Annotated in this window: 16 protein-coding genes; 8 read left to right on the forward strand and 8 right to left on the reverse strand. The window is 70.7% G+C overall.

Annotated features, from left to right (window positions below; all coding sequences use genetic code 11):
- Positions 1 to 88: 88 nt before the first annotated feature.
- Positions 89 to 976: a helix-turn-helix transcriptional regulator gene (locus tag OG584_RS23380; protein ID WP_405780669.1), complete on the forward strand. Its 888-nt coding sequence runs from the start codon at positions 89 to 91 to the stop codon at positions 974 to 976.
- A gap of 400 nt (positions 977 to 1,376) precedes the next feature.
- Here the strand turns inward: OG584_RS23380 and rbsD are convergent, their stop codons facing one another.
- From rbsD to OG584_RS23405, 5 genes are read right to left on the reverse strand one after another with little or no spacing between them, the layout of a single operon-like run.
- Positions 1,377 to 1,766, reverse strand: a complete 390-nt coding sequence (gene rbsD, locus OG584_RS23385) for a D-ribose pyranase (protein WP_405780671.1) — start codon at positions 1,764 to 1,766, stop codon at positions 1,377 to 1,379.
- A complete protein-coding gene (locus OG584_RS23390) occupies positions 1,763 to 2,668 on the reverse strand; it encodes a ribokinase (RefSeq protein ID WP_405780672.1) in 906 nt (301 codons plus the stop codon). Before OG584_RS23390 ends, rbsD begins: the two co-directional genes overlap by 4 nt.
- Positions 2,669 to 2,715: 47 nt before the next feature.
- On the reverse strand, positions 2,716 to 4,692 hold the full coding sequence (locus OG584_RS23395; RefSeq protein ID WP_405780673.1) for a substrate-binding domain-containing protein: 1,977 nt from the start codon (positions 4,690 to 4,692) through the stop codon (positions 2,716 to 2,718).
- Entirely contained in the window at positions 4,682 to 6,265 is a 1,584-nt protein-coding gene (locus OG584_RS23400; RefSeq protein ID WP_405780675.1) for a sugar ABC transporter ATP-binding protein, read from the reverse strand. The genes OG584_RS23395 and OG584_RS23400 overlap by 11 nt, the downstream gene beginning before the upstream one ends.
- Positions 6,262 to 7,347 (reverse strand): LacI family DNA-binding transcriptional regulator, encoded by a 1,086-nt coding sequence (locus tag OG584_RS23405; protein ID WP_405780676.1) that lies wholly within the window; start codon positions 7,345 to 7,347, stop codon positions 6,262 to 6,264. Before OG584_RS23405 ends, OG584_RS23400 begins: the two co-directional genes overlap by 4 nt.
- A 197-nt stretch (positions 7,348 to 7,544) precedes the next feature.
- On the opposite strand from OG584_RS23405, the gene OG584_RS23410 reads away from it, so the two are divergent.
- Together OG584_RS23410 and OG584_RS23415 are read left to right on the forward strand one after the other, a co-directional pair.
- Entirely contained in the window at positions 7,545 to 9,815 is a 2,271-nt protein-coding gene (locus tag OG584_RS23410; protein ID WP_405780677.1) for an ATP-dependent RecD-like DNA helicase, read from the forward strand.
- 133 nt (positions 9,816 to 9,948) lie between these two features.
- Positions 9,949 to 11,247, forward strand: coding sequence for a citrate synthase (locus tag OG584_RS23415; RefSeq protein WP_405780678.1), 1,299 nt, complete (start codon positions 9,949 to 9,951; stop codon positions 11,245 to 11,247).
- A 466-nt stretch (positions 11,248 to 11,713) separates the two neighbouring features.
- Here the strand turns inward: OG584_RS23415 and OG584_RS23420 are convergent, their stop codons facing one another.
- The 3 genes from OG584_RS23420 to OG584_RS23430 form a co-directional block, all read right to left on the reverse strand.
- On the reverse strand, positions 11,714 to 12,061 hold the full coding sequence (locus OG584_RS23420; RefSeq protein WP_405780679.1) for a heavy-metal-associated domain-containing protein: 348 nt from the start codon (positions 12,059 to 12,061) through the stop codon (positions 11,714 to 11,716).
- Between the two features lie 133 nt (positions 12,062 to 12,194).
- Positions 12,195 to 12,386: a helix-turn-helix transcriptional regulator gene (locus tag OG584_RS23425; protein ID WP_405780680.1), complete on the reverse strand. Its 192-nt coding sequence runs from the start codon at positions 12,384 to 12,386 to the stop codon at positions 12,195 to 12,197.
- A gap of 245 nt (positions 12,387 to 12,631) precedes the next feature.
- The gene (locus OG584_RS23430) at positions 12,632 to 13,522 is read right to left on the reverse strand and encodes a sugar phosphate isomerase/epimerase family protein (RefSeq protein WP_405780681.1); all 891 of its coding nucleotides are present in this window, start codon (positions 13,520 to 13,522) and stop codon (positions 12,632 to 12,634) included.
- Between the two features lie 174 nt (positions 13,523 to 13,696).
- Between OG584_RS23430 and iolC the strand changes: the two genes are divergently transcribed.
- From iolC to OG584_RS23455, 5 genes are read left to right on the forward strand one after another with little or no spacing between them, the layout of a single operon-like run.
- Positions 13,697 to 14,659 (forward strand): 5-dehydro-2-deoxygluconokinase, encoded by a 963-nt coding sequence (gene iolC / locus OG584_RS23435; protein ID WP_405784241.1) that lies wholly within the window; start codon positions 13,697 to 13,699, stop codon positions 14,657 to 14,659.
- Positions 14,656 to 15,567: a deoxyribose-phosphate aldolase gene (locus tag OG584_RS23440; protein ID WP_405780682.1), complete on the forward strand. Its 912-nt coding sequence runs from the start codon at positions 14,656 to 14,658 to the stop codon at positions 15,565 to 15,567. Before iolC ends, OG584_RS23440 begins: the two co-directional genes overlap by 4 nt.
- Complete coding sequence (gene iolB, locus OG584_RS23445; protein ID WP_405780684.1) at positions 15,564 to 16,460, forward strand: 5-deoxy-glucuronate isomerase; 897 nt, start codon at positions 15,564 to 15,566, stop codon at positions 16,458 to 16,460. Before OG584_RS23440 ends, iolB begins: the two co-directional genes overlap by 4 nt.
- A complete protein-coding gene (iolD, locus tag OG584_RS23450) occupies positions 16,457 to 18,361 on the forward strand; it encodes a 3D-(3,5/4)-trihydroxycyclohexane-1,2-dione acylhydrolase (decyclizing) (RefSeq protein WP_405780685.1) in 1,905 nt (634 codons plus the stop codon). Before iolB ends, iolD begins: the two co-directional genes overlap by 4 nt.
- 19 nt (positions 18,362 to 18,380) lie before the next feature.
- On the forward strand, positions 18,381 to 19,880 hold the full coding sequence (locus OG584_RS23455; protein ID WP_405780686.1) for a CoA-acylating methylmalonate-semialdehyde dehydrogenase: 1,500 nt from the start codon (positions 18,381 to 18,383) through the stop codon (positions 19,878 to 19,880).
- Positions 19,881 to 19,970: the final 90 nt, after the last annotated feature.

The raw sequence follows: 19,970 nt of genomic DNA on the forward strand, positions 1-19,970 counted from the left end.
CCGTGATCTTCCGGGGTGTGCCATAGGTGGGTGTAACAGGGCCAGGCTCCGGGCTGGACCCCTGATCACACGCTGGCACAATGACGACATGGCCGAGTTCGGGAAGTTTCTGCGCGCTCGCCGTGGCGACGTACGCCCGGCAGACGTCGGACTGCCCGCCGGAACCGGCACACGCCGTACGCCGGGTCTGCGCCGGGAGGAGCTGGCGGCGCTGGCCGGTGTGAGCATCGACTACTACATACGTCTGGAACGCGGCAAGGAGACCCATCCGAGCCCCTCCGTGGTCGAGGCGCTGGCCGACGCGCTCCGCCTCAACCAGGAGGAGAGGGGCTTCCTGCACGAGCTGGCGGCGCGGGCGGCGCGGCGTGCGCCCGAGCCCCGTCCCCTGCCGTCACGGCGGGTCCGTCCGACCGTCACGCAGCTTCTGGAGACGCTCCGGCCCAACCCGGCGTACGTCGTGAGCCGCACCAACGACCTGCTGGCGGCCAATCCCGGCGGGCTGCGGCTGCTCCACGGCATCGCCGACTGGCCGGAGCGGCAGCGGAACACCGTCCGGTACATCTTCCTGCACCCCGCTGCCCGCGAGCTGTGGGCGGACTGGGAACAGAAGGCCAAGGGGTGCGTCGCCCAGTTGCGGGCGATCGCCGGCACCGATCCGGATGCCCCGGATCTCGCCGCACTCGTAGGTGAGCTGATCGTCAAGAGCCCCGACTTCAACCGGCTCTGGGAGCGGTACGAGGTGCACACGATCGGCGACGGCGAAAAGACGCTCCGACACCCGGAGGTGGGCACGATGACGCTCTCGCACGAAGGGCTGTCCCTCAGCCGCGCACAAGGCCAGCGCCTCGTCATCTACATGGCGCGGCCCGGCAGCCCGGACCACGACAAGATGACGCTCCTCGACCTCGCCGCCTCCGGGCCGTCCGTCGGTTCCGGTGAGACGGCGCCCGTCCCGCACTCCCGGAGACAGGGCTAGGCGGTGTCCGCAAAGTCGCGTCGTTGCCCGGAGGGCGGGCGCGCGGCGGGAGTGCGTATCGGGCGTCGCACGCCAGGCGCGACTTTACGGACACGGTCTGGAACCAAAGGCGTTGCTTTTGCTGTGTGCGTGGGCTCGCCACCCTCGACGGAGGGCCCGGCCGGCCCGGCAGCCCCGGCGGATTTCCGTCCGTGGTCGATCGCGCAATCCGCAAGCAGCGCGACGTCGTGGAACGGTGCTTCAACGGCTTGAAGCAACGGCGCGGCATCGCGACCCGCTGCACCACACCGCCGAGTCCCACCAGGCAGCCCTAACCCTCGCCTCGCTGCTGATGCGGGCGTGACACTTCGACGGCAACTCCGAGGCACGTCCGGGCCGCCCATCGGGAGACGGGGACCAGTCAGAAGAAGACCCCGCACCGCAGCAGCACATTCGCGTACGGCTGTGCCTCACCCGTACGCACCACCAGACGGGCCGCCGCGGACTCCCCCTTGAGTTCGTCGTGCGTGATCAGCCGCAGGTCCGGGAAGCGGGCGCCCAGCAGTTCCGCCGTCGCCGGGTTCGCTTCCGCCATCTCGTGGGCGGCCGTCGCGCCTTCGACGACGAGTTCGTCCAGCACTCCGCCGAGTACCTCGGCGAACGACGGGGTGCCGGCCCGGAACGCCAGGTCGACCAGGCGGGGGCCGGCCGGGACCGGCATCCCCACGTCGCAGATCAGGACACCGTCGCCGTGGCCCAACTCGGCCAGTGCGCCGGCGAGATGGCGGTTGAGGATTCCGGACTTCTTCATTCCGACCGCACCTCGTCGGCAGTCGGATAGGACTCCTGCGCACCGGGCCTGGTGACCGCGGTCGCACCCACTCGCGCGGCGAAAGCGGCGGCCTGCGCCAGGTCGTCGCCCAGCCCCAGACGCCAGGCCAGCGCCGCGGTGAAGGCGTCGCCCGCTCCGGTGGTGTCCACCGCCTCGACCTTCAGGCTCGGCACGTGCGCGGTCGTCCCCGTACGGCCGTCGGCGGTCAGCGCTCCCGCCGCACCCAGGGTGATCACCACCGAGCGCGGGCCGAGTGCGAGCAGCGCCCGCGCCCATTCCTCGGGGGAGTCGCCGGCCGATTCACCCAGTACTGTCCTGGCTTCGTGCTCATTGACCACCAGGGGGTCGCAGGCCGCGAGGATCTCGTCGGGGAGGGGCTGCGGCGGCGACGGGTTCAGTACGAACCGGGTGCCGGCCGGCAGGACCCGTACTACCTCGGCGACGGTCTCCAGCGGGATCTCCAACTGGGCGGAGACCACCCGGGCCGCCGCGAGCAGGCTGTCCGCGGCGCGGACGTCCGCAGGGGTGAGCCGGGCGTTGGCGCCAGGGGAGACCACGATGCTGTTGTCGCCCGAGGGGTCCACCGTGATGAGTGCGACACCGGTAGGCGCACCGCCGACCAGGACGCCGGAGGTGTCGACGCCCGCCGCGCGCTGCGATTCGAGCAGCAGCCGGCCGTTGGCGTCGTCCCCGACCCGGCCCAGCAGAGCGCTGCGGGCGCCCAGCCGGGCCGCGGCCACCGCCTGGTTGGCACCCTTGCCGCCCGGGTGGACGGCCAGGTCGGAGCCGAGCACGGTTTCGCCGGGTGCGGGGCGGCGTTCGACGCCGATCACCAGGTCGGCGTTGGCCGACCCTACGACCAGCAGGTCGCAGTCGTACATCTCTGTCCTGCTTTCGGGAGGGGGCGCTGACGGGACCGGACGGCCCGTCAGGAGAAGTCGGCCGCGTTCTTCTTGGTGACGACCTTGACCGGCACCTTGACCATGCTGCCGATCTTCTTGCCGTGCGACGCCCTGATCGCGTTCCGGACCGCCAGCCTGCCGAGTTCGGCAGGCTGCTGGGCGACTGTGGCGTACAGGGTCCCGGCCTTGACTGCCTTCAGCCCGTCGGGCGTTCCGTCGAAGCTGACCACCGGGATCGAGGTGCCCGCCTTGCTGCCGAGTGCCTTGATCGCTCCGAGGGCCATCTCGTCGTTCTCGGAGAAGACCCCGGTGACACCGTGGTTCGCCTGGAGCAGGTTGGTCATCACGTCCAGACCCTTGGTGCGGTCGAAGTCCGCGGGCTGCCGGGCGACGATCTTGATCCCCGGGTATGCCTTCATGCCTTCCTCGAAGCCCTGGCCGCGCTCACGGCTGGCCGAGGTGCCCGCGGTGCCCTGGAGGACGACGATCCTGCCCTTGCCGCCGAGCTTGGCCGCCAGGGTCTTCGCGGCGAGCTTGCCGCCCGCGATGTTGTCGGACGCCACGAGGGTCGCGGTGTCGGCCTTGTTGACGCCGCGGTCGGCCGCGACCACCGGGATGCCTGCCTTGTCGGCAGAGCGTACGGAGGGGGCTGCCGCATCCGAGTCCACCGGGTTGATGATCATGGCTTTGACGCCGGCGCTGGTGAAGTTCTCGATCTGGTTGGCCTGCTGGGAAGCGTCGTTCTGGGCATCGGTGACGGTCAGGTCGACGTGCTCGGCCTTGGCCTCCTGCTGGGCGCCGGCTTTCATCTGCACGAAGAACGGGTTGTTCATGGTGGAGAGCGAGAGCCCGACCTTGGTACGGGTGGTCGATGACGAGCCGGAGCCGAAGTAGGAGACGGCGCCCACGACGGCCGCCACCACGACGACGGCGATGCCTGCCTTGGCCGCCTGCCGTCCCTTGCCGCCGGGGCCGCCGGACCCGGCCGCACCGGCGGATCCGCCCGGCCCGGCACCCGCACCGGACCCGGCGCGGCGGCGCAGCGTGTCGAGCAGGACGGCGAGAGCGATGACCACGCCGATCACGACCTGCTGCCAGAACGCCGACACCGAGAGGAGATTGAGGCCGTTGCGGAGCACGGCCAGGATCAGCGCGCCGATGAGCGTGCCGGACGCCTTGCCGACACCGCCGGCCAGGCTGGCCCCGCCGATGACGACGGCGGCGATGGCGTCCAGCTCGTACCCGTCGGCGGCCTGCGGCTGCGCGGAGGAGAGCCGGGAGGCGAGGACGATGCCCGCTGCGGCCGCGAAGAGTCCGGAGAGCGCGTAGATCGCGAGCTTCTGCCGCTTGACCCGCAGCCCGGAGAGCCTGGCGGCCTCCTCGTTGCCGCCGATGGCGTACATGGAGCGGCCGATGTACGTACGGGCCAGGATCAGCGCCGTGATCAGACCCATCACGATCATCACGATGACCGGGACCGGCAGCCAGCCGCCGAGCGTGTCACCGAGCGAGGAGACCGAGCCGGGGAAGGCGATCGGGCTGCCCTGCGAGATGACCAGTGAGAGACCGCGGCCGATCGAGAGCATCGCCAGCGTCGCGATGAACGGCGGGAGTTTGCCGTACGAGATGAGCACGCCGTTGACCAGGCCGCAGGCGATGCCGGTGGCGACGGCGAGGATCACCGCGATCCAGACCGGTATCCCCTCGGACGTCGCGGTCCACGCCAGCACGGTCGCGGAGAGCGCGGCGACCGAGCCGACCGACAGGTCGATGCCCGCCGAGACGATGACGAAGGTGACACCGAACGCGAGGATCGCGGTCACGGCGGCCTGGACACCGACGTTCAGCAGGTTCTGGGTGGTGAGGAAGTCACCGGAGAGCAGCGACATCGCCACCACCAGGACCACCAGGGCGCTGAGTGCGCCGTTGTCGAGCAGGATGCGGCGGACGACCGCAGAGGCGCCACTCGCGCCCGTATTGCTCTTGAGCGTGTCAGTGGTCACGGGAACCCTCTGCTTCCTTCACTTCGCCGTTGGAGTGGGTGGAGTTGTTCTGCGCCGGGGCGGGCGCGCTGACGGCGAGTGCCATCACCGCGTCCTGGGTCGCTTCGTGGGCGGGGAGTTCGCCGGCGATCCGGCCCTGCGCCATCACCAGCACCCGGTCGCTCATGCCGAGCACCTCGGGCAGGTCGCTGGAGATCATCAGGACCGCGTGGCCGGACGCGGTCAGTTCGTTGATGAGCTGGTAGATCTCGACCTTGGCTCCGACGTCGATTCCACGCGTCGGCTCGTCCAGGATCAGGATCTTCGTGTCGGCCAGCAGCCACTTGCCGATGACGACCTTCTGCTGGTTGCCCCCGGACAGGGTGCGCACGTGCTGGCCTAGCCCGGCCATCCGTACGCCGAGCTGCCCGGCGACCCGGGCAGCCGCGGCCTGCTGGCCCTTGATGTCGACGAGGCCCGCGCGGGTGGCGGAGCGCAGCGTGACCAGGCCGAGGTTCTCCTCGACCGAGGCGTCGAGCAACAGGCCCTGGCCCTTGCGGTCCTCGGGCACCAGGCCGATCCCGGCGCCCATCGCCGCGTTCACATCGTGCCGGGGGAGCCGTCTGCCGACGACGTCGACGGTGCCGGCGTCGTACGGGTCGGCCCCGAAGACCGCGCGGGCGACCTCGGTCCGCCCGGCTCCGACGAGCCCGGCGAGGCCGACGACCTCACCGGCCCGCACCTCGAAGCTGACGTCGTGGAAGACGCCGTCCCGGCCCAGACCGCGTACGGAGAGCAGCGGTGCTGCGGCCTCTTCCGTCCCGGGGTCCGCGGAGGCCGGGCGCTCCCGGGGATACTGCTGCTCGATGCTGCGGCCCACCATCAGCCGGACCAGCTCGTCCTCGGGGGTGCCGGCGGGCACCTGGTCGACGCTGCGGCCGTCCCGGATGACCGTGACCCGGTCGCCGAGTGCGGCGATCTCTTCGAGGTGGTGGGTGATGAAGACGATCCCGACGCCGTCCTCGCGCAGGGCGCGGACGAGCCCGAACAGCTTCTCCACCTCGCCCGACGTGAGCACCGCGGTCGGCTCGTCCATGATCAGGACGCGGGCGTCCAGACTCAGCGCCTTGGCGATCTCCACCATCTGGAGCCGGGCGATGCCCAGTTCACGCACCTTGGTCCGGGGCGGGACATCGAGGCCCACCCGGGCCAGCAGCGCGGTGGCGTCCTGCTCCATCCGGGCGCGGTCGATCATCCCGAAGCGGCGCGGCTGGCGGCCGAGGAAGATGTTCTCGGCGACCGTCAGATCGGGCACCAGGTTGAACTCCTGGTAGATCGTGGCGATTCCGAGGCGCTCGGCGTCCTGCGCGCCGTGGATGCGGACCTCGCGGCCCTCGGCGAAGATCCGGCCGCTGTCGGGGCGGTAGGCGCCCGAGAGCATCTTGATGAGGGTGCTCTTGCCCGCGCCGTTCTCGCCGAGCAGGACGTGGACCTCGCCGCGGCGCAGATCGAAGTCGACGCTGTCGAGTGCGACCACTCCGGGGAAGGTCTTGCGTATGCCTTCGATACGCAGCAACTCGTCGGGGGAGTTCACCGGTTGCTCCTGTTCGGCGTGGGGGACGGGGGTGGGGCTGACGCATGCGGGGGCGGGCCGGCCGGAGCGGCGGCCGCTCGCACGGCGGGCGGCGGCTCGCCGCACGAGCGGCGGATCACCAGCTCGGCGGGGAGGATCGCGGACCGGGGCTCCCGGCCTTCCAGCCGGTCGATCAGCGCGCGTACGGCGGCCCGGCCGAGCTCGCCGGTCGGCTGGGCGATGGCGGTGATCGGCGGGTCGGTGTGCACGAACCAGGGGATGTCGTCGAACGCGGCGAGCGCGATGTCCTGCGGGATGCGCAGGCCGTGGGCGCGGATGGCGTCCATCGCGCCGAGCGCCATCAGGTTGTCGGCGGCGAAGATCACGTCGGGGGGTTCGGCGAGCGCCAGCAGGCGTGTCGCCTCGCGGCGTCCGCTGTCCGCCTGGAAGTCGCCGTGCCCGATGCGGGCGTCCGGGAGCGGCAGCCCGTGCTCGGCCAGCGCCTCGCGGAAGGCGTCGACCCGCTCGCTGCCCGTGGTGGTCGTGGCCGGGCCCGCGATGATGGCCAGCCTGCGGTGGCCCATCGCGTACAGGTGGGCGACCAGGTCGCGGACGGCGCCGCGCCCGTCGGACCGTACGACGGGGACGTCCACGCCCGGGATCCAGCGGTCCACGAAGACCATCGGCACACCGGCCCTGACCGCGTCGAGCATCAGCGGGGAGCCGCCGTCGGTCGGGCTCACCAGCAGACCGTCTATCCGCCGGTCGACGAGGGTGCGGATGTGGTGGTCCTGGAGAGCGGGCTGCTCGTCGGCGTTGCCGATGATCACGCTGTAGCCGTGCGCCCGCGCCTCGTCCTCGACGGAGCGGGCCAGCTCGGTGAAGTACGGGTTCAGCACGTCGCTGATGACCAGGCCGAGGGTGCGGGTCTGCTGGGTGCGCAGGGACCTGGCCACGGCGTTCGGCCGGTAACCGAGGGCCTCCACGGCGGCCATCACCCGGGTGCGGGTGTCGGGCCTGACCGACGGATGGCCGTTGAGTACCCGGGACACCGTGGCGACGGACACCTCCGCGCCGGCCGCGACGTCCTTGATGCTCGCCATCGCTGGACCACCTCCTTGTGGGCCGCATGGAATCGATTACACGGGAGATTGGAATCGATTACATGGGAGGCGGTCAAGAGGAACCCCGCACTCCGTAACGCGATCGTGACCGCGCGGGCCGCGCGAACCGGCCGGCCGGACGGCGCCGCCCCCACCTCCCGCGACGGGCTGTCGGTGCCCGGCGGTAACGTCGCACCATGTCCAACATGGCAGTGCTGGAAGGGGTCCTGGAGCGGATCACCTACGCCAACGAGGAGAACGGCTACACGGTCGCCCGTGTCGACACCGGCCGGGGCTCCGATCTGCTGACGGTCGTCGGCTCACTGCTCGGCGCCCAGCCGGGCGAGTCGCTGCGCATGGAGGGCCACTGGGGCTCGCACTCCCAGTACGGCAAGCAGTTCACCGTGGAGAACTACACGACGGTCCTGCCCGCCACCATCCAGGGCATCAGGCGCTATCTCGGCTCCGGGCTGATCAAGGGCATCGGCCCGGTGATGGCCGACCGGATCACCACGCACTTCGGTCTGGACACCCTCGACATCATCGAGCAGGAGCCCAAGCGCCTGATCGAGGTGCCGGGGCTCGGCCCCAAGCGGACGAAGATGATCGGTGCGGCCTGGGAGGAGCAGAAGGCGATCAAGGAAGTGATGATCTTCCTCCAGGGTGTCGGGGTCTCCACATCCATCGCCGTCCGGATCTACAAGAAGTACGGCGACGCCTCGATCTCGGTAGTGCGGAACGAGCCGTACCGGCTGGCCGCCGATGTCTGGGGCATCGGGTTCCTCACCGCCGACCGCATCGCCCAGGCGGTCGGCATCCCGCACGACTCGCCGGAGCGGGTGAAGGCCGGCCTCCAGTACGCGCTCTCCCAGTCCACCGACCAGGGGCACTGCTTCCTCCCCGAGGAACAGCTGATCTCCGACGCCGTGAAGCTGCTCCAGGTCGACACCGGCCTGGTGATCGACTGCCTGGCCGAGCTGGCGGCCGAGGAAGGTGTCGTACGGGAGCGGGTGCCGGGGCCCGAAGGCGGCGAGGAGCAGGTCACCGCGGTCTACCTGGTCCCCTTCCACCGGGCCGAGATCTCGCTGGCGTCCCAGGTGGTCAGGCTGCTGCGCACCGAGCAGGACCGGATGCCCGCCTTCCGGGACGTCGACTGGGAGAAGGCCCTGCTCTGGCTGGCCGGGCGCACCGGGGCCGAGCTGGCCCCGGAGCAGCAGGCCGCGGTCCGTCTCGCGCTCACCGAGAAGGTCGCGGTCCTCACCGGAGGCCCCGGTTGCGGCAAGTCCTTCACGGTCCGCTCCGTCGTCGAGCTGGCCCGTGCCAAGCAGGCCAAGGTGGTGCTCGCGGCGCCCACCGGCCGCGCGGCCAAGCGGCTCGCGGAGCTGACGGGGGCCGAGGCGTCCACCGTGCACCGTCTCCTCGAACTGAAACCGGGCGGCGACGCCGCGTACGACAGGGACCGCCCGCTCGACGCGGACCTGGTCGTCGTCGACGAGGCCTCGATGCTGGATCTGCTCCTGGCCAACAAACTGGTCAAGGCCGTGGCGCCGGGGGCGCATCTGCTGCTCGTCGGCGATGTGGACCAGCTGCCGTCCGTCGGGGCGGGCGAGGTGCTGCGCGACCTGCTCTCGGCCACGAGTCCCGCGCCGAACGTCCGGCTGACCCGGATCTTCCGGCAGGCCCAGCAGTCCGGGGTTGTCACCAACGCCCATCGGATCAACTCCGGAGTGCACCCCATCACTCAGGGCCTGCCGGACTTCTTCCTCTTCGTCGAGGACGAGACGGAGGAGGCCGGGCGGCTCACGGTCGATGTCGCGGCCCGCCGCATCCCGCAGAAGTTCGGCCTGAACCCGCGCCGGGACATCCAGGTGCTGGCCCCCATGCACCGCGGCCCGGCAGGCGCGGGCACGCTCAACGGGCTGCTCCAGCAGGCGATCACCCCGGCCAGGCCCGGTCTGCCCGAGAAGCGGTTCGGCGGCCGGGTCTTCCGCGTCGGCGACAAGGTCACCCAGATCCGCAACAACTACGACAAGGGCGCCAACGGGGTCTTCAACGGCACGGTGGGCGTGGTCACTTCACTCAATCCGGAGGACCAGAAGCTGACGGTGCTCACCGATGAGGACGAGGAGGTGGAGTACGAATTCGACGAGCTGGACGAGCTGGCCCACGCGTACGCGGTGACGATCCACCGCTCGCAGGGCAGCGAGTATCCCGCCGTGGTCATCCCGGTCACCACGGGGGCCTGGATGATGCTCCAGCGCAATCTGCTCTACACGGCTGTCACGCGGGCCAAGAAACTGGTCGTCCTGGTCGGCTCCCGGAAGGCGATCGGGCAGGCGGTCCGCACGGTCTCCGCGGGCAGGCGCTTTACCGCGCTGGACCACAGACTGGCAGGAGGCGGTGCGGACGGCAGACCATGGGAAACGTCACCCCGGGGTTCCGGAACCGGGGCGAAGAGGGCAGGATAAGTAGGTTGGCGGCACTCAGTGCCGCCAAATAGCCCAACGGGCGACCCCGAGTGCACTCTGCTGAGCCAAGTGGGGGATGGTAGAGACAGTCAGGGCACCTCGAAGAAGAGGCACTACGTCGGTGAGGGATGACGTGAGCGAGAACGCTAACAAGGCTGTAGTACTGCGGTACGGCGATGACGAGCACACCTACCCGGTGATCGACAGCACCGTCGGCGACCAGGGCTTCGACATCGGGAAGCTCCGAGCCCAGACCGGGCTGGTGACACTGGACAGCGGGTACGGCAATACCGCCGCCTATAAATCCGCGATCACCTACCTCGACGGCGAGCAGGGAATCCTGCGCTATCGCGGTTACCCGATCGAGCAGCTGGCCGAGCAGTCGAGCTTTCTGGAGACGGCCTATCTGCTGATCAACGGTGAGCTCCCCCAGGTCGACGATCTGTCGACCTTCAAGAACGAGATCACCCAGCACACGCTGCTGCACGAGGACGTCAAGCGGTTCTTCGACGGCTTCCCGCGTGACGCGCACCCGATGGCGATGCTGTCCTCGGTGGTGAGCGCGCTGTCCACGTTCTACCAGGACAGCCACAACCCCTTCGACGAGGAGCAGCGGCACCTTTCGACGATCCGCCTCCTCGCCAAGCTCCCGACCATCGCGGCGTACGCGTACAAGAAGTCGATCGGGCACCCGTTCGTCTACCCGCGCAACGACCTCGGGTACGTGGAGAACTTCCTGCGGATGACCTTCTCGGTCCCCTCGCAGGAGTACGTGCCGGACCCGGTCGTCGTCTCCGCGCTGGACAAGCTGTTCATCCTGCACGCGGACCACGAGCAGAACTGTTCGACCTCCACCGTGCGCCTGGTCGGCTCCTCGCAGGCGAACATGTTCGCCTCGATCTCCGCCGGCATCAGTGCCCTGTGGGGCCCGCTGCACGGTGGCGCCAACCAGTCGGTGCTGGAGATGCTCGAAGGCATCAAGCAGTCCGGCGGCGACGTCGACACCTTCATCCGCAAGGTGAAGAACAAGGAAGACGGCGTGAAGCTCATGGGCTTCGGGCACCGCGTCTACAAGAACTTCGACCCCCGGGCGAAGATCATCAAGGCGGCGGCGCACGACGTCCTCTCGGCTCTCGGCAAGGATGACGAGCTGCTCGACATCGCCCTGAAGCTGGAGGAGCACGCGCTGGCCGACGACTACTTCGTCGAGCGGAAGCTCTACCCGAACGTGGACTTCTACACAGGTCTGATCTACCGCGCCATGGGCTTCCCGACCGAGATGTTCACCGTGCTGTTCGCGATCGGCCGGCTGCCCGGCTGGATCGCGCAGTGGCACGAGATGATCAAGGAGCCCGGCAGCCGTATCGGCCGCCCGCGCCAGATCTACACCGGTGAGGTCCTGCGCGACTTCACGCCGGTCGAAGGCCGCTGACACCGCGCAGCAATCGAAAAGCGCCCCGCCGTCGATCCCCCCACGGGTCGACGATACGGGGCGCTTCCCGTTTCCCCGGGCGGATTCCCCCCACGGGATCCGGACCGGGCGTCTGTTGGGCGCGGACACCATTGCGCGTACTGCTGCTGTGCCGTCTGCCGGGGTACGTACACGACGGGTGGGCCGCTCAAGCTCCCCGTGGCACGTGCCCCGGCCAACGCTTGCCCGGAACATCCCCCAAGACGTTCCGCCGGACGTCCCCCAAGACGTCCTTGGCATCGTTCACTTAGACACTCGGGGCACCCGAATGGTTACCCCCCAAAACATGTGATCTGAATCTCGTTGTGAACGTCCTGTGAAGGTACGCAATCTCGGGCTGTTTGTCACTACGGGCAGCGAAGAGATGGCTGATCCGAGGGGGGTGCCGGGGGGTGGGAATCGGGAGATTCTGTGAACGGGTGTGGGGTCAGGCCTGGTCCACGAGTCCGTAGCCCGCATCGTTGAGCACGGAACGTACGGTCTGCTCGTCCAGTGGGGCCCGGGAGACCACCGTCACGCTGCCGGTGGCGGCGTCGGCTGTGACGACGGTGACGCCGGGAAGCTCGGCGAGCTCCAGCGAGATGGAGCCTTCGCAGTGCTCGCAGGTCATCCCGGTCACCCGGTAGACCGCGGTGACCGAGCCCACCTCCACGTCGGCTGCGGAGCCGCCTCCGCCTCCGCAGCAGGCGCCTCCGCAGCAGCCGGACGTGGGGGCGGCCCCGTCGGTCGAAACGGACGGGGTGTCGGACTGGGTGGCCTCGGTCTCGGCGGTCATGCTGCTCTCCTCTGTGCGAATGTGCGCGTTCACCCATGGTGCGCCCAGGGTGCCTGGAAACCGCCGGGCCGGGTGCCGCGCGTCACCCGGCCCCGGGGGGCCGGTCTCGCAGGCCCGGCCCGGAAGAGGGCCCCTAACGGCCTCTGTTGCTGGGCCTGCGCGACACCCAGACCCGGATGGTCTCCGCGTACCAGTACGGCTTTCCGTTCTCCACCTGATCGGGTGGAGGCAGCAGTCCGTGCTTGCGGTACGAGCGCACGGTGTCCGGCTGTACCCGGATGTGGGCGGCGATCTCTTTGTAGGACCAGAGCCTGTGGTCGGTCATGTCCAGCACTTCCCTGCCTGCCGTGCGACGCCGGCCTGGCGGCCGTCGGGGGAGTCGCGCGCTGCGCATTGGTGATCAATTCACCCTCTCCCCGGACAACGGCGTCCGAAGAGGGCGGAGCAGGTGCTGTTGATCTCCTGTGACCGAAAGGCCGCGTAACGCGGACATGTGTGACGGGAAGGTAACTGCTGTGACGTAAGCGGCACATGAGGGCATAGGTGCACCGAGCGTGAGAACCCGCTGCCTCACGCTCCGCAGGAGCGGAGGAACGCACGGGTGCGCCGGGCGATGGGCAGCGGCCTGTCGGGCGGGCACGGATACATGTCCTGCTCGACGATCGCGAACAGGTCGCTCTCCAGCCTCCGCGCCGCGTCGAGCACCGGGCCCAGCGCCGGGACGCCGTCCGGCGGCTCGCACATCACACCGCGCGCCACGGCGGGGCCGAACGGCAGCTGCTCCGCGCGCACCTGCGCCAGCACCTCCGGGTCGACCTGCTTCAGATGCAGATAGCCGATCCGCTCGCCGTAGGTCTCGATGAGCCGCACGCTGTCGCCGCCGCAGTACGCGTAGTGCCCGGTGTCCAGGCAGAGCGAGACCAGGTCCGGGTCGGTGGCGTCCAGGAAGCGGGTGACGTTCTCCTCGGTGTCGATGTGGGTGTCCGCGTGCGGGTGCACCACGATCCGCAGTCCGAACCGCTCCCGCACCTCGTGGCCCAGACGCTCGGTCAGCCGGGTGAGCTGCTGCCACTGGCCGGCGTCGAGGGTGTCGGGTTCCCTGACCTCGCCCGTCTTGTCGTCACGCCAGAAGGACGGGATGACCACGAGGTGGCGGGCTCCGGCCGCCTGCGCAAGCGCCGCGACATCGGCGACGTGCGCCCAGGTCGCGTCCCAGACGCCGGGCCCGTGGTGCAGCCCGGTGAAGACCGTCCCCGCCGATACGCGGAGCCCCCGCCCGGCGGTCTCTTCGGCGAGGCGGGCCGGGTCCGTGGGCAGATAGCCGTACGGGCCCAGCTCGATCCACTCGTAGCCGGACGCGGCGACCTCGTCCAGGAAGCGGGTCCAGGGGACTTGGAGCGGGTCCTCGGGGAACCACACCCCCCAGGAGTCGGGTGCGGAGCCAATCCGGATCTGCGTCATGCGCCAAGGCTTCCGCGCGCCCCGGAAGGCTGTCAAGCATTCGTCCGAATGTCAGGACAATGTGTTGACATGTGTCCGAGCGGGGAGTTAGACCTGTGGGCCTGTCATCCGGGGCCCGTGAGGCGGGCCGGCCGCCGACCGAGGGGACGTGCAAGGGTGTACGACCTGATCACGATGGGCCGGATCGGGGTGGATCTCTACCCGCTGCAGGCCGGTGTACCGCTGGCGCAGGTCGACACGTTCGGCAAGTTCCTGGGCGGCTCGGCGACGAACGTCGCGGTCGCGGCGGCGCGGCTCGGGCGACGCTCCGCGGTCGTCACGCGGACGGGCGCCGACCCGTTCGGCGAGTATCTGCACCAGGAGCTGAGGGCCTTCGGCGTCGACGACCGCTGGGTGACCCCCGTATCCGGCCTGCCCACCCCCGTGACCTTCTGTGAGGTGTTCCCGCCGGACGACTTCCCGCTGTACTTCTACCGGCAGCCGAAGGCACCCGATCTGGAGATCCGCGGGGACGAGCTGGATCTCGGCGCGATCCGGGCCGCGCGGGTCTTCTGGATGACCGGGACGGGCCTGTGCGCCGAGCCCAGCCGCACGGCGACCCTGGCCGCGCTCGCCGCCCGGAGCGGTACCGCCGAGGCCCAGGCGTCGCCCGACGCCGGCCGACCTGAGCCCCGCGCCACCGTCTTCGACCTGGACTGGCGCCCGATGTTCTGGACCGACGACCCGAAGCCGCACTACGCCGACGCGCTGCGCCACGCCACCGTGGCAGTCGGCAACGTCGACGAGGTCGAGATCGCCACCGGTGAGCGCGAACCGGGTGCGGCTGCCGACGCGCTGCTCGCGCACGGACTGGAGCTGGCCGTCGTCAAGCAGGGCCCCGGGGGAGTCCTCGCCGTCCACCGCGACGGCCGGACCGCCGAGGTGCCGCCCGTGCCCGTCGATGTCGTCAACGGCCTCGGCGCGGGCGACGCGTTCGGCGGGGCGCTCTGCCACGGCCTGCTCGCCGGGTGGGAGCTGGAGCGCACCATGCGGTACGCCAACGCGGCGGGCGCCATCGTCGCCTCCCGGCTGGCCTGTTCGTCCGCGATGCCGTACGCCGCAGAGGTCGAAGCGGCGCTCCAGGAGGTGCGTCCGTGACGGGCGGCCGGACGGTCTCCGTCGACGGGCTGGTGGCCACCAGGACCCGTCACCCGGAAGCCATCGCCGAGGCCGCGGCCCGCCGTGTCCGCAGACCGCTGCTCGGCGACGGCGGACGGCTGATGATCGTGGCAGCCGACCACCCGGCCCGCGGATCGCTCGCTGTCGGCGGGCGGGACTTCGCCATGGCCAACCGGCGCGATCTGCTGGAGCGGCTCTGCCTGGCCCTCTCCCGGCCGGGCGTCGACGGTGTCCTCGCCACCGCCGACATCCTGGAGGACCTGCTGCTCCTGGGCGCCCTGGAGGGCCGGGTGGTGATGGGCTCGATGAACCGCGGCGGCCTCGCCGGGGCCGCCTTCGAGCTGGACGACCGCTTCACCGGCCACCGCGCCCAGGACCTGGCCCGCCTCGGCTTCGACGCGGGCAAGCTGCTGCTCCGTATCGACTACGAGGACTCCGGTTCGCCGGCCACGCTGCACGCCACCGCCCGCGCCATCGACGAGATGGCCGCCCGCGGACTCCCCGTCTTCGTCGAGCCGTTCATCTGCCGCCGGGTGGACGGACGGCTGCACAACGACCTCACCGCCGACGCGGTCACCCGCTCCCTCGCCATCGCGTCCGGGCTGGCCGGCACCTCCGCGTACACCTGGCTCAAAGTGCCCGTCACCGCAGACCCCGACGACATGGCGAGGGTGATGGAGACCACCACCCTCCCCGCCGTACTGCTCGGCGGCGAACCGGGCGGTGACCAGGATGCGACCTACGAGAAATGGCGCACAGCGCTACGTCTCCCCACCGTGCAGGGCCTGGTGGCCGGGCGCTCGCTGCTGTACCCCGCGGACGGGGACGTGGCGGGCGCCGTGGACATCGCGGTGGGTCTGCTCCAGCCGCCCGGGAGGGACGTATGAACGGCAGCCGCCCTTACGGCGATTCCCCGGTGGTGCGGGCGGGCAGCGCCGCCCGAGCCCCGTACGCCCTGGACATCGGCCCTGAGCGGGCCGGCTGGGACCGCTCGGCGCTCCGCGTCCTGGAACTCGCCCCCGGGGGTTCACAGGGTCTTTCCACGGCGGACAGCGAATGGATCGTGCTGCCGCTCGCCGGTGGTTGTACCGTCGTTGTGGACGGAATGAGTATCGAACTGCGGGGCAGGAGCGGGGTGTTCGCCGGAGTCACCGACTTCGCCTATCTGCCGCGCGACGCCCGGGTGCAGATCTCCTCCGGCGCGGGAGGCCGCTTCGCCCTGGCAGGAGCGAAGTGCGAGCGACGTCTCCCCGCCCGCTACGGCCCCGCGCCGGAGGTACCCGTCGAACTGCGCGGCAGCGGCAGCTGCTCGCGCCAGGTCAACAACTTCGCCGCCGCCGACACCTTCGAGTGCGACCGGCTCATCGCCGTCGAGGTGCTCACACCCGGCGGCAACTGGTCGTCCTTCCCGCCGCACAAGCACGACGAGTACCACCCCGGCGAGGAATCGGTCCTGGAGGAGATCTACTACTTCGAGATCGCGGACGGCGGCCCCGGCTACCACCGCGTCTCCCCGTCCAGGCCGGGCGGCACCGACCTGCTGGCCGAAGTCCGCACCGGGGACACCGTGCTGATCCCGGACGGCTGGCACGGTCCTTCGATGGCGACGCCGGGACACCACATGTACTACCTCAATGTGATGGCGGGCCCCGGCGCGGAACGCGAGTGGCTGATCCGGGACCACCCCGACCACGGCTGGATCCGGCAGACCTGGGACGACCAGCCGACCGACCCGAGGCTCCCGCTGTACGGCAACGGAACACAGGAGGACCGGCGATGACCACCCGTCAGCAGGATGACCGCCGGCCGGGCACCCGCCGCCTGACCACCGCCCAGGCGCTGGTGGCCTTCCTGGCCCGCCAGTACACCGAGCGCGACGGCCGCAGACAGCGGCTGATCGCCGCCACCTGGGGCATCTTCGGCCATGGCAATGTCGCGGGCATCGGCCAGGCACTCGTCGAGTCCGGCCAGGAGGCGATGCCCTACCACCAGGGCCGCAACGAGCAGGCGATGGTGCACGCGGCCGTCGGCTACGCCAGGCAGTCCGGCAGGCTCTCCGCGCACGCCGTCACCACCTCCATCGGCCCGGGGGCCACCAACCTGGTCACCGGCGCCGCCCTCGCCACCGTCAACCACCTTCCGGTGCTGCTGCTCCCGGGCGACACCTTCGCGGCGCGCCCGGCCGATCCGGTGCTCCAGCAGCTCGAAGTCCCCTACGCGGGCGACATTTCGGTCAACGACTGTCTGCGGCCCGTGTCGAAGTACTTCGACCGGATCACCCGGCCCGAAGCGCTGATCCCGGCCGCGCTCGCCGCGATGCGGGTCCTCGCCGACCCGGAGCTGACGGGTGCGGTGACGCTCGCGCTGCCGCAGGACGTGCAGGCCGAGGCGTACGACTGGCCGGAGGAGTTCTTCGCCGAACGGGTCTGGCGGGTACCGGTGCGGCGCCCGGACGAGACCGGGCTCGCGGACGCGGCAGCCGCGGTCCGCGCCGCGCGTCGGCCGCTGATCGTCGCGGGCGGCGGAGTCCGGCACAGCGGTGCCCAGGACGCCCTGCGCGCCCTCGCGGACGCGACCGGCATCCCGGTGGCCTCCACCCAGGCGGGGAAGGGCGCGCTGCCGTACGACCACCCCGCGGACGTCGGAGGCATCGGCCACACCGGCACCGCCACGGCCGACGGGCTGGCCCGCGCCGCCGACCTGGTGATCGGCGTCGGCACCCGCTACACCGACTTCACCACCGCTTCGGGGACGCTCTTCCAGCACCCGGACGTACGTTTCGTCAACATCAACATCGCCGGATCCGACGCGCACAAGCTGTCCGCGCTCCCGCTGACCGCCGATGCCCGCGCCACCCTGGAACTGCTCGGCGGTGCGCTCACCGGCCACCGGGTCTCCGCCGCCTACGAGGGTGCGTACCGAGCGGCGAAGGCGGAGTGGGAGGTGCGCGTCACCGCCGCCTACGCGGGCAGCGAGGACGCCGCGCCCACCCAGACCCAGGTACTGGGGGCGCTCGACGCCCTGGTGACCGGCGACGACATCGTCATCAACGCGGCGGGCTCGCTCCCGGGCGACCTGCACCAGCTGTGGCGGACCCGGTCCACCGACCAGTACCACGTCGAGTACGGCTACTCCTGCATGGGATACGAGATTCCCGCCGCGATCGGGGTCCAGCTGGCGGCCCCCGGACGGCCCGTGTGGGCGCTGGTCGGGGACGGTACGTATCTGATGAATCCCACCGAGATCGTCACCGCGGTCCAGGAGGGGCTCCCGGTCAACGTCGTCGTCCTGCAGAACCACGGGTACGCCTCGATCGGCGGCCTCTCGGCGTCCGTGGGCGGTGAACGCTTCGGCACGGCCTACCGCTTCAGGGCCCCGGACGGCACGTACACCGGCGACCCGCTGCCCGTCGATCTGGCGGCCACCGCGGCCGGCCTCGGGATGGCCGTGCTGCGCGCCAAGACCCTCCGTGACCTGCGTGAAGCTCTGGCCACGGCGCGTGCGTCGGACCGTCCCACATGTGTCTACGTGGAGACCGAAACGGCAGACACAGTGTCGGGGCCGCCTTCGCCGCAGGCGTGGTGGGATGTTCCTGTGGCCGAGACCGCCACCCGCCCCTCGGCGGTCGGGGCCCGGGAGGAGTACGACCGGCAGGTCGCAGCCCGACGCCGTTATCTCTAAGGCTTTAGGAGCGTTCACCATGAAGACCGTCAACCACTGGATCGGTGGCAGGGCCGTCGACGGCACGTCGGGCAACTGGGGCCCGGTCACGGATCCGGCGACCGGCGCCGTCACCACGCAGGTCGCGCTGGCCTCCGCCGCCGAGGTGGACGCCGCGGTCGCCTCGGCGAAGGCCGCGTACGCGACGTGGGGGACGTCCTCGCTCTCCGCCCGCACCACGGTCCTCTTCCGCTACCGGGCGCTCCTCGACGCTCACCGTGACGACATCGCGGCGCTCATCACCGCCGAGCACGGCAAGGTCCACTCGGACGCGCTCGGCGAGGTCGCCCGCGGTCTGGAGATCGTGGAGCTGGCCTGCGGGATCACCACCCAGCTCAAGGGCGAGCTGTCCACCCAGGTCTCCAGCCGCGTCGACGTGTCGTCGATCCGGCAGTCGATCGGTGTCGTCGCGGGCATCACGCCCTTCAACTTCCCGGCCATGGTGCCGATGTGGATGTTCCCGCTGGCCATCGCCTGCGGCAACACCTTCGTACTGAAGCCCAGCGAGAAGGACCCGTCGGCCGCGAACCTGCTGGCCGAGCTGGCCACCGAGGCCGGGCTGCCGGACGGTGTGCTGAACGTGCTGCACGGGGACCGGGTCGCCGTGGAGGGCCTGCTGAGCCACCCGGACGTCGCCGCTGTCTCCTTCGTCGGCTCCACCCCGATCGCCCGCCACATCCACGCCACCGCCACCGCACAGGGCAAGCGCGTCCAGGCACTCGGCGGCGCCAAGAACCACATGCTGGTGCTGCCCGACGCCGACCTGGACGCCGCGGCCGACGCCGCCGTCTCCGCCGCTTACGGCTCAGCGGGTGAGCGGTGCATGGCGATCTCCGCCGTCGTCGCTGTCGCCTCCATCGCCGACGAACTGGTCGCGAAGATCCGCGAGCGCGCCGAGAAGATCAAGATCGGCCCCGGCAACGACCCGTCGTCCGAGATGGGCCCGCTGATCACCAGGGCGCACCGCGACAAGGTCGCCTCGTACGTCACGGGAGCGGCCGCCCAGGGCGCCGAAGTCGTCCTGGACGGGACCGGTTTCACGGTCGACGGTCACGAGGACGGCCACTGGATCGGCCTCTCGCTCCTCGACCGCGTCTCCACGGAGTCCGACGCGTACCGCGACGAGATCTTCGGCCCGGTCCTCTGCGTCCTGCGTGTCGAGACGTACGAGGAGGGTGTGGCCCTGATGAACGCCTCGCCGTTCGGCAACGGCACCGCGATCTTCACCAGGGACGGCGGCGCCGCCCGCCGCTTCCAGCTGGAGGTCGAGGCCGGCATGGTCGGCGTCAACGTCCCGATCCCGGTCCCCGTCGGTTACCACTCCTTCGGCGGCTGGAAGGACTCGCTCTTCGGCGACCACCACATCTACGGCAACGACGGCGTGCACTTCTACACCCGGGGCAAGGTCGTCACCACCCGCTGGCCCGACCCGTCGGACGCCCCGGCCGGCGTCGACCTCGGTTTCCCGCGCAACCACTGACGCCACCAGCGGGGCCCGCGTGCGGCCCCGACGGGCGGGTGGCGCGGGAGTGAACTCTCGCGGAACACCCGCCGGGACGGCTCCGTACGG

This window comes from Streptomyces sp. NBC_00859 (assembly GCF_045161865.1).
Taxonomy (GTDB): domain Bacteria; phylum Actinomycetota; class Actinomycetes; order Streptomycetales; family Streptomycetaceae; genus Streptomyces.

What these genes read in the sequence shown, in the direction of transcription:
- iolC (WP_405784241.1), top strand. Translation starts at nt 13,697, where the DNA reads ATGGGCCGGATCGGGGTGGATCTCTACCCGCTGCAGGCCGGTGTACCG.
- iolB (WP_405780684.1), top strand. Translation starts at nt 15,564, where the DNA reads ATGAACGGCAGCCGCCCTTACGGCGATTCCCCGGTGGTGCGGGCGGGC.
- OG584_RS23425 (WP_405780680.1), bottom strand. Translation starts at nt 12,386, where the DNA reads ATGACCGACCACAGGCTCTGGTCCTACAAAGAGATCGCCGCCCACATC.
- OG584_RS23420 (WP_405780679.1), bottom strand. Translation starts at nt 12,061, where the DNA reads ATGACCGCCGAGACCGAGGCCACCCAGTCCGACACCCCGTCCGTTTCG.
- OG584_RS23380 (WP_405780669.1), top strand. Translation starts at nt 89, where the DNA reads ATGGCCGAGTTCGGGAAGTTTCTGCGCGCTCGCCGTGGCGACGTACGC.
- OG584_RS23390 (WP_405780672.1), bottom strand. Translation starts at nt 2,668, where the DNA reads ATGTACGACTGCGACCTGCTGGTCGTAGGGTCGGCCAACGCCGACCTG.
- OG584_RS23405 (WP_405780676.1), bottom strand. Translation starts at nt 7,347, where the DNA reads ATGGCGAGCATCAAGGACGTCGCGGCCGGCGCGGAGGTGTCCGTCGCC.
- rbsD (WP_405780671.1), bottom strand. Translation starts at nt 1,766, where the DNA reads ATGAAGAAGTCCGGAATCCTCAACCGCCATCTCGCCGGCGCACTGGCC.
- OG584_RS23455 (WP_405780686.1), top strand. Translation starts at nt 18,381, where the DNA reads ATGAAGACCGTCAACCACTGGATCGGTGGCAGGGCCGTCGACGGCACG.
- iolD (WP_405780685.1), top strand. Translation starts at nt 16,457, where the DNA reads ATGACCACCCGTCAGCAGGATGACCGCCGGCCGGGCACCCGCCGCCTG.
- OG584_RS23410 (WP_405780677.1), top strand. Translation starts at nt 7,545, where the DNA reads ATGTCCAACATGGCAGTGCTGGAAGGGGTCCTGGAGCGGATCACCTAC.
- OG584_RS23430 (WP_405780681.1), bottom strand. Translation starts at nt 13,522, where the DNA reads ATGACGCAGATCCGGATTGGCTCCGCACCCGACTCCTGGGGGGTGTGG.